The organism is Anaerovibrio sp. (assembly GCF_024697385.1).
GTDB lineage: Bacteria > Bacillota > Negativicutes > Selenomonadales > Selenomonadaceae > Anaerovibrio.
In genome coordinates, this window is the sequence record NZ_JAILFV010000189.1 from 1 (window position 1) to 5,457 (window position 5,457).

Sequence of the window (5,457 nt, forward strand, 5' to 3'; positions counted from 1 at the left end):
TGGAGTAATTCTGGCCCCAGCTGTTTGTCCTGCACTGTCTCACGATTTATCTGACCGTGAGCATTTGACTGGCATACACATAAAATATATATTGTTTTTAACCATAGAAGATCTTATTTACAGAAATTTTTTCATAGTCTCGAAATGCTTGTACATAGTTTTTACCTCCTTTCATTGTGGATTTATTCCTTATGGTTATATCTTAATTCACTTGGATTGAATCTAGGTCAGATGCAATCTGACAAATTAGTATGATTGATGTTACTACTTTTCCCTTACAGAGATTTCTCTATCTTCCATGATTTTTTCACCTCTTTTCTTGGTTGTTTTCTTCTTTCTGATTACATATTACTTCACTGATATTGAATGTCGGTCAGATGCAATCTGACAATTTTAGACACTAAAAAAGACTGCCTGAAATATCAGGCAGCCTAAGCTACGGTATGTTATTAAGTTTAAGATTCAGGATATACATCTTTTAGGGCATTGGCAACCAAATCTGAAGTAATATTTTCACCAGCAAGCTCGGAGTAAGCAACAACTCTGTTAAGGGCACCTTCCAGCTCACGTGGGCTGTTACCAACACGATTGGCAATGCAAGCCAACGCCTCATTTGATATCTCAATATGCTCTGCCTCAGCCCGCTTTTTCAGAAAGGCGATTTTACTTTCCTCACTGTTAAAAATGGCAGCCACAATAACAGCCCGGATAGTGTCTCCCAGCGTGTCATCCACTGAAATGCCCCAGAGAATATTCGCATCAGGATGAGCCTGTTCAACAATGCACTGTGCAGCCTCATTAAGTGTCATCATGTTTATATGGGACGGTTCACCAATAAAATTAATAATAATGCTTCTTGCACCGCTTGCAGGCTCCTCCATCAATGTAGAATTGACTGCATTACGGATGGCAACCATAGGGGCATTATCACCAGATGCTTCACCAATACACATAAATGCCTGACCTGCATTGCCCAATACAGTCTTAACATCTTCAAAGTCCAGATTTATATATCCACAATCAATAACTAATTCGCAGATACTCTGTACGCCTTGACGAATAATATCATCAATATCCTTGAAGGCATCTCTAAAGGAAGTGGATTTGTCAATAGTATTCAATACCCTGTCATCAGAAATGACAATAGTGGTATCCGCATACTGACGTAAATTATCCATACCAACCGTGGCACGCTTGGAACGAACACTGCCCTCATAGGTAAATGGACGGGTTACAACTCCAATGGTAAGAGCCCCCACTTCTTTGGCACATTCCGCTACTACAGGCGTTGCACTGGTGCCTGTAGTACCTCCCATACCAGCAACTATAAATACCATATCTGCACCTTTTAGAGCATCACGTATTTCTTCGCTATATGCCTTCGCGGTCTGGTCCCCAATCTTAGAATCAGCATTGGGTGGTAAACTATTTCCAAGACCGCCTCCAAGCATATTAATAAGTGGTATGCGAACATCAGCCAAAGACTGAGACAATGCCTTTTTATCGGTATCAATAGTAATGAACTCAACGCCCTTCAATCCTGCATTGACCATACAATTTATGGCGTTGCTTCCACCACCGCCGACACCAACAATTTTTATCACGGTCTTATCAGCAAAATCGTCAAACTCTGTTAGCACTAAAAAATCACCCTTTCATTCACTTTAATCTTTGGAAATAATGTATTAGAAGAAAATTTAATTGCCAGCTCAATTTAATACCGTTACAAGATCTGAATATTTCTCTAAAGCATCTTGCTAAGGGTGGTATTGTTATTTCCACGCTATCACATGGAAATAATAATACCATGTATTTAAATTTACCCTTTGCAATTATGCGGCTCTTTGCTGTTCTCCTGATGCTGTTCAGGCTTTTTCTCAAGACCTGCCGTAAGTTTTTCCAGATATTTTGCCACATATCTGTTCATCCCGGATGTTACTGCAGTAAAGCCATAACCATCACAGGCTAAGTCTCTGACATCAACACCTCTGGTAAACATACATCTCAGCTCCCTTTCATCAATATTATGACGGTTTCACAGATGTTCAGATTGCTCCATCAGGCAATTCCATTTTTATATTATTTTCCTTCTCGCTTGCAGCCTTGGAATTATCCAAATCTTTGAGGAGTTTTTCCAGCGTGCTTCTGTATTTGGTCACCGGATCAGATTTGCCTAGTTCATCATCGTCATCCTCTTTATTTTTTGCCTTGAGGTCAGTGATAATCTTGTCCCCGCTTCTTTCCAGAGCAGTCTGAAGCTTCTGGATTGATGCCTTAACCTCTTCGTAAACCTTTTCCCGTTGCTCGTCAGTAGTACACTCATCCATGGCCCACTGGGCTTCATCAAGAATCTTCTCCATAAGGGCCTCAATGCTTTCTGTAGTGGATGGCTCCCGTCTGCTCTCTCTTGAAGCCCCAAAAGGATCATTTTCTGACTCCAACCACGCCGCAATAGCCAATCCGGCAATACCGCCTGCACCTAACAATAAACCATTTTTCCACCAACTCATAATTAATTCCTCCTTTGATTTTTCTGTAAATGAGTTATCCCTTTGGATGATTTAATTATAAAATAGTAAAAAAATGAAAAGGTTGCCCGCCAAGCAACCTTTAAAAAATTTATATAAATACTATTATTTGTTTGTAAGTGGGTCATATCCATAATCTATCAATTTACCATTAAGGTCATTTACATTGTAGGCTTTTGACTCAATATAACATTGCACTATAAGGTCCCGTTCTACACTATTAGACAAGGCATACCCTGCCCGTCCAATTAGATCCTGTGTTTCTTCCAACGTTAGGTGCAAGGCTATAGCAAAGGCCAGTGCCGTACCCTTGGTTGGATGATAATCTTTATCGCTCTTAATCTTCGAAAATAATGACTTGTCAACTTCCGCTTTTTTATATATATCTGCTGGCTTTTTTCCTTTTTCTTTAATAAGCTCCATAAGTTTTTCGGAAAAAGACAGTTCTATTTTGCTTTTAATCTTACTCAACAAATATTGCAGCTTATCGCTGGAAACATTAGACCCAGCAAATTCTCTTCTTCCCGTGATGGTTAATTCGGGTCTTTTTAATATATCAAAATAACTTTTTTTCTTACGTATATCAAAATTTGCCTTAAAGTTTAACTGAATATACTCATCTATTATCTCTTTGCTTAGTGTTTTTTCTTTTCCAACCATAGCAATCACCTTAGTCCTCATCTAGCTTTTCCAGAGCCTTCACTCCAAATATATTCTTTATTTTTCCTCTAGCTTGAGTCTTAATACTATCATCTATGTACATCTGCGCCAAAAGCAGAGCAATACCAATAGCCGCAGCGTCATCAGTATAACCAGCTATTGGTGTAAAATCTGGAATAAAATCAAATGGTGAAATAAGATACCCCAAGGCGCCATATATTCCAGCCTTGATCTTCATAGGACATTTTGGTGGCTGAGCCACAAAATACAGCTGTAAAGCCTTGTAAATCAGGCTAATCCCAATGGATGCGACATTTTCCTTTATCTTGCTCCAAAGCCCATCCTCTGAATAATCGTCCACATAATTCTCTACCTCAATTTCGCCGAAATCAGCATCCATAATTTGCTCCTTCATGATTATTCCTACCTCGTTAGCTACATTTCTATAACATAATATAACTTTCCTGCTTAGTAAACAGTATACAGGAAGCAAAAGTAAAAAGGTTGCCTGCCAGGCAACCTATACTTTTTTACAATAAAAATACCAGTTCATCTCAAATAGTGAACTGGTATTCATTTGCAAAGCTCTGTCAATTTGTACAGGTCATTCTTTTGGAGGAATTGTCAAGTACCACAGTAGCTTCTACGGTTTTCTTTCCACCAAAGCACAGGAAACCACCCTTTCTGATTTTCTTTTCTTGTAGTAATATTATTTTTTCCCCCAATTCAGCCCTTGCATTGGCCATAGCCTCCTCTAATGACGATGCTGTATATGTTTTTACAATCATATTTACTTTTCACCACCTTCATAATATTATCCTGCAATACAACCTGTACTAAATAACTTTCTTTAATCAACTCGCAGATACATCCTCCTTTTTTGCTATATTTGTATCTATTAATATGAGTTAAGTATAAAATACGTAACATGAAAAAAGGTTGCCCGCCAGGCAACCTATTCCATTTTACAATTACACACCCCATTCTCCCTATTAGGGCAACGCCACATAATATTTAGAATTCCGTTTTCTTCAATATAACTTTTTTGAAATGGATTATCATCTATTCCATAAGCCGAGTAGTCTATTGGCACCTTACATTCATCCAAATGCCATGGAACAACGAATTGCAAATATTTCTTAGGGTATTCAGAATTGATAATCCTCTCATAAGGATCTTTATTCTCAAACCATTCCCAATAATCACTATCATAGATGAGTTTAATATATACAATATCTTGGAGTGCAATATTTCGCTCAAAAAGTGTAAGGATATACGCATCCTTCTTTGCATCATAAAAATCCGAATGTCCCAGACCAAACCTATCCCATTCATCAGCATCGGGAGATATTCTTATTGTTGTACCTGCTCCCACAGCACAGTTTAATATATGTTCAAGTTCAGACTTTTGGGGTTCATCGTCAAAAGTCCAATTCGGATTTTGCAATTCAAAGGCTACTATATCTTCCGGATAATAATTTTGAGTCATATAATTTTCAGTGACAAAAATTATAGCTGCCAAGTCTTCCATTGGATTCTTTATCTTGGAAATAATTTCTTCTTTATCCGTAAAACCGTTGATTGCACCTTCACAATTTGGCCAAACGATGTTATCAATAGCGGTATCAGGGTGCCAAATGATGTCCATGATTCATTCCTCCGTTGAATATTATGTTAATATGTTTCTTCAGTGATTTAAGTATAAATCATGGAAAATATAAAAAGGTTGCCGCTCAGGCAACCTCTTCATATCCTTAGTAGAATTGCCTATCAATAGATTTTTAGCTTCTCCTTAAAAGCACAGGTGGCACACAAGTATTCAAAATGCCCTTGTCCCGTGAAACTGGAAATATAAACCTTCTCCACATCTTTATCAGAGCCACATTTTGCACATCTCTTTTCGTTAGACAGTACCCTCTTCAGTTTTTCCAGCATAGGACTCATCCCCTTCCAGTCCAATGTCCAGATGCCCAGCCAAAATAGTGTGTCACTAGCCGTTATCTCTCACATACACACCTTTTTCCATAGAACATAAAACATCTGGACATATATTTCCGTTAGAGAACTAAAATTTTATTGCATTACAAATAATTTATTCATCAGTTATTCCAGTCAACAAAGTCCTTCTCTTTTTAATGCACTCATCCGCAAAAAATTTCAACTTTGTAGACTTGCCATACATATTTATATCCTTACTAACTTTTCTGTATTTATCTGCCAACAAATCCTTATCACCATATTCTTCCAACGCTTTTATAGCTTCTTGATA

Annotated in this window: 8 protein-coding genes; all 8 read right to left on the reverse strand. The window is 37.9% G+C overall.

The window, feature by feature from the left end; translation table 11 throughout:
* Positions 1-455: 455 nt before the first annotated feature.
* The gene (ftsZ, locus tag K6C05_RS09900; protein ID WP_296734261.1) at positions 456-1,640 is read right to left on the reverse strand and encodes a cell division protein FtsZ; all 1,185 of its coding nucleotides are present in this window, start codon (positions 1,638-1,640) and stop codon (positions 456-458) included.
* 179 nt (positions 1,641-1,819) lie between these two features.
* Positions 1,820-1,999, reverse strand: a complete 180-nt coding sequence (locus K6C05_RS09905; RefSeq protein ID WP_296734264.1) for a hypothetical protein — start codon at positions 1,997-1,999, stop codon at positions 1,820-1,822.
* Between the two features lie 46 nt (positions 2,000-2,045).
* Positions 2,046-2,510 (reverse strand): hypothetical protein, encoded by a 465-nt coding sequence (locus K6C05_RS09910; RefSeq protein ID WP_296734267.1) that lies wholly within the window; start codon positions 2,508-2,510, stop codon positions 2,046-2,048.
* A gap of 123 nt (positions 2,511-2,633) precedes the next feature.
* Positions 2,634-3,188, reverse strand: coding sequence for an XRE family transcriptional regulator (locus K6C05_RS09915; RefSeq protein ID WP_296734279.1), 555 nt, complete (start codon positions 3,186-3,188; stop codon positions 2,634-2,636).
* Positions 3,189-3,198: 10 nt separating this feature from the next.
* Positions 3,199-3,603, reverse strand: coding sequence for a DUF1232 domain-containing protein (locus K6C05_RS09920; protein ID WP_296734268.1), 405 nt, complete (start codon positions 3,601-3,603; stop codon positions 3,199-3,201).
* A gap of 175 nt (positions 3,604-3,778) precedes the next feature.
* Positions 3,779-3,976: a hypothetical protein gene (locus K6C05_RS09925; RefSeq protein WP_296734271.1), complete on the reverse strand. Its 198-nt coding sequence runs from the start codon at positions 3,974-3,976 to the stop codon at positions 3,779-3,781.
* A gap of 167 nt (positions 3,977-4,143) precedes the next feature.
* Complete coding sequence (locus tag K6C05_RS09930; RefSeq protein WP_296734274.1) at positions 4,144-4,836, reverse strand: hypothetical protein; 693 nt, start codon at positions 4,834-4,836, stop codon at positions 4,144-4,146.
* A 122-nt stretch (positions 4,837-4,958) separates the two neighbouring features.
* Entirely contained in the window at positions 4,959-5,123 is a 165-nt protein-coding gene (locus K6C05_RS09935) for a hypothetical protein (protein WP_296734276.1), read from the reverse strand.
* Positions 5,124-5,457 lie beyond the last annotated feature (334 nt).

Bases quoted from the DNA above. Each gene is read 5' to 3' on its own strand.
- K6C05_RS09905 (WP_296734264.1), bottom strand. From the start codon at position 1,999: ATGTTTACCAGAGGTGTTGATGTCAGAGACTTAGCCTGTGATGGTTAT.
- K6C05_RS09910 (WP_296734267.1), bottom strand. From the start codon at position 2,510: ATGAGTTGGTGGAAAAATGGTTTATTGTTAGGTGCAGGCGGTATTGCC.
- K6C05_RS09915 (WP_296734279.1), bottom strand. From the start codon at position 3,188: ATGGTTGGAAAAGAAAAAACACTAAGCAAAGAGATAATAGATGAGTAT.
- K6C05_RS09920 (WP_296734268.1), bottom strand. From the start codon at position 3,603: ATGAAGGAGCAAATTATGGATGCTGATTTCGGCGAAATTGAGGTAGAG.
- K6C05_RS09925 (WP_296734271.1), bottom strand. From the start codon at position 3,976: ATGATTGTAAAAACATATACAGCATCGTCATTAGAGGAGGCTATGGCC.
- K6C05_RS09930 (WP_296734274.1), bottom strand. From the start codon at position 4,836: ATGGACATCATTTGGCACCCTGATACCGCTATTGATAACATCGTTTGG.
- K6C05_RS09935 (WP_296734276.1), bottom strand. From the start codon at position 5,123: ATGCTGGAAAAACTGAAGAGGGTACTGTCTAACGAAAAGAGATGTGCA.